The organism is Kitasatospora sp. NPDC058115 (genome assembly GCF_042884635.1).
Taxonomy (GTDB): Bacteria; Actinomycetota; Actinomycetes; order Streptomycetales; family Streptomycetaceae; genus Kitasatospora.
The window spans coordinates 1-2,740 of the sequence record NZ_JBHVTL010000071.1 but is presented as its reverse complement, the minus strand read 5'-3'; the positions used below and the strand labels follow the sequence as shown (position 1 = coordinate 2,740).

The 2,740-nt window shown below is 74.2% G+C and carries 1 protein-coding gene; it reads right to left on the bottom strand.

What is annotated here, in order from left to right; genetic code table 11:
• Window positions 1–2,705, bottom strand: a 2,705-nt coding sequence (locus tag ACFVVL_RS35365; protein WP_387682682.1) for a condensation domain-containing protein, incomplete at its 3' end; no start/stop codon positions are given.
• Window positions 2,706–2,740: the final 35 nt, after the last annotated feature.

Below are 2,740 nucleotides of genomic sequence, written 5' to 3'. Positions count from 1 at the left end.
CAATACCCCCGCGCCAACCCCACACCCGCCACATACACCTCACCCACCACCCCCACCGGCACCGGATTCAAGAACCCGTCCAACACAAACACCCGCTTGTTCGCGACCGGCCGGCCCACGACGTCCTCGGCCCGCTCCGCCCAGTCCTCCCCGGCGTACCGGAAGGTGGAGGTCATCGTGCACTCGGTGGGGCCGTACTGGTTCACCAGCCGGCCGGGCAGCGCGGGCGCGCCCCGCCGGGCGGCGAGGCGCAGGCTCTCTCCGGCGGCCACCGTCAGCCGCACCGACGCCAGGTAGTGCTCCGCATCGGGGACGGCCATGATCTCCCGCAGCTGCGAGGGGACCACGCTGAGCAGCACCTCCACCCGGTGCCGGGCGATGCAGGCGGCGATCGCGGCCGGGTCGAACGGCCCCGTCCGGTCGAGGAGCACCGCCGTGGCACCGCAGGTCAGCGGCCCGAGCAGATCCCGCACCGAGGCGTCGAAGGCGATCGACGCCAGCTGCAGCACCCTGGTCCCGGGGGTGACGCGGTACTCGGAGGTGATGAACCGGAGGTACGCCGAGACGCCTCCGTGCTGGACGGCGACGCCCTTCGGGAGGCCGGTGGATCCCGAGGTGTACACCACGTAGGCGAGGTTGGCCGGTCCGGCCCACGGCGCCGGGTCGTCGTCGGAGCGGGCGGCGACGGCCCGCCGGTCCCCGTCGTCGTCCAGGCAGAGGGCGGGGACGTCGACGGCGAGCCGCTCGCGCAGGTGCCGCTGGGTGACGAGCAGCGGCGCCCCGGTGTCGGCGAGGACGTCCCGCAGGCGCCGGGTCGGGTGGGCGGGGTCCAGCGGCACGTAGGCGGCGCCGGACTTGAGGATGCCGAGCAGGCCGACGACCAGCTCCGCCGACCGCTCGACGCAGAGCCCGACCGGTGTCTCGGGCGCTGCGCCGAGGGTCCTGAGGTGGTGGGCGAGCCGGTTGGCCCGCCGGTTGAGCTCGCCGTAGGTCAGCACCTCGTCCCCGACGACCACCGCGGCGGCGTCGGGTGTGCGGGCGGCCTGCTCCTCGAAGAGCTCGTGCACGCAGCGGTCGCTCGGCGCGGGTGCGGCGGTGTCGTTCCACTGCTCCAGCAGCAGCCGCTCGGCACCGGTGAGGACGGGCAGCCCGGAGAGCCGGCGGTCCGGGTCGGCCGCGATCCCGGCCAGCAGCTCATTGAGGTTCCCCGCCAGCCGCGCGACGGTGCCGGGCTCGAACAGGTCCGTGCTGTACTCGAACAGGCAGTCCAGCCGTCCGTCCCGTTCCCGCACCGAGAGGGTCAGGTCGAACTTGGCCACCGAGGCCGCGAAGTCCATCGGGGCCGCCGTCGTGCCCGCGAGCTCGAAGGGCACCACCGGGGTGTTCTGGAAGAGGAACATCACCTGGAACAGCGGGTGGCGGCTCAGGTCGCGCTCCGGGCGCAGTTCCTCCACCAGGCGCTCGAACGGCAGGTCCTGGTGGTCGTAGGCGGCCAGCGCCCGTTCCCGGACCTGCGCCAGCAGCCGGGTGAACGACGGGTTCCCGGTCAGGTCCGCCCGCATCACCAGGGTGTTCACGAAGAACCCGACGAGCCCCTCGGTGTCGGCGTGGTTGCGGTTGGCGATCGGGGTGCCCACCGCGATGTCCTGCTGCCCGCACTGGCGGGAGAGCAGCACCTGGAAGGCGGCCAGCAGGGTCATGAACATGGTCGCGCCCTCCCGCCGGGACAGCGCGCCCAGCGCCGAGGCCACCTGCGGGGGGACGGTGAACTCGTACTCGGCGCCCCGGCCGGAGCGCACCGCCGGCCGCGGGTGGTCGGCGGGCAGCTCCAACGGCGTCAGGCCGCTCAACCGCTCGCGCCAGTAGTCCAGCTGGCGGTCGAGGATCTCGCCCCGGAGCCACTCCCGCTGCCCGACCGCGAAGTCGGCGTACTGGACCGGCAGCGGTGCGAGCGGCGAGGGCCGGCCCTCGCGCAGGGCCGCGTACAGCGCGGCGAGCTCGCGGGTGAGCACCCCCATCGACCATCCGTCGGCGGCGATGTGGTGCACCACCAGGACCAGGACGTGGTCGCCGCCGGGCAGCCGCAGCAGCCGGCCGCGCAGCAGCGGGGCCGCACTCAGGTCGAACGGCCGGGTCCCTTCGGCCCGCACCGCCGCCGCCAGCTCCGCCTCCGCCCGCTCGGCCGGCAGCCCGCTCAGATCGGTCACCGCCAGCACCGGCCCGACCCGCTCCTCGATCACCTGCACCGGCGCACCGGCCACGGCCTCGAACCCGGTGCGCAGCACCTCGTGCCGGGCGACGAGCTCCGAAAGTGCCCGCTCCAGCGCATCCGGGTCCAGTTCCCCGGTGAGCCGCAGGGCCCGCATGAGCAGGTACTCGGTGCTGTCCGGGGCGAGCTGGTCCAGGAACCAGAGCCGTTCCTGCGCGAAGGACGGCGGGAGCGCCCCCCGCCTCGGCACCGGCCGGATGGCGGGCATGCCCGCCGCGACGACGCCGCCGGCCCGCACCGCGTCCGCCAGTCCGGCCACGGTCGGGGCGGTGAACAGGCTGTGCACCCCGAGGCCGGAGCCGAACTCCTTCCGCAGCCGGGAGATCACCCTGGTCGCCAGAAGGGAGTGGCCGCCGAGTTCGAAGAAGTTGTCCTGCGCCCCGACCCGGTCCACCCCCAACACCTGCGCCCAGACCCGCGCGATCGTCTCCTGCACCGGCCCCACCGGCGCCACGAACACCCCACCCGTCA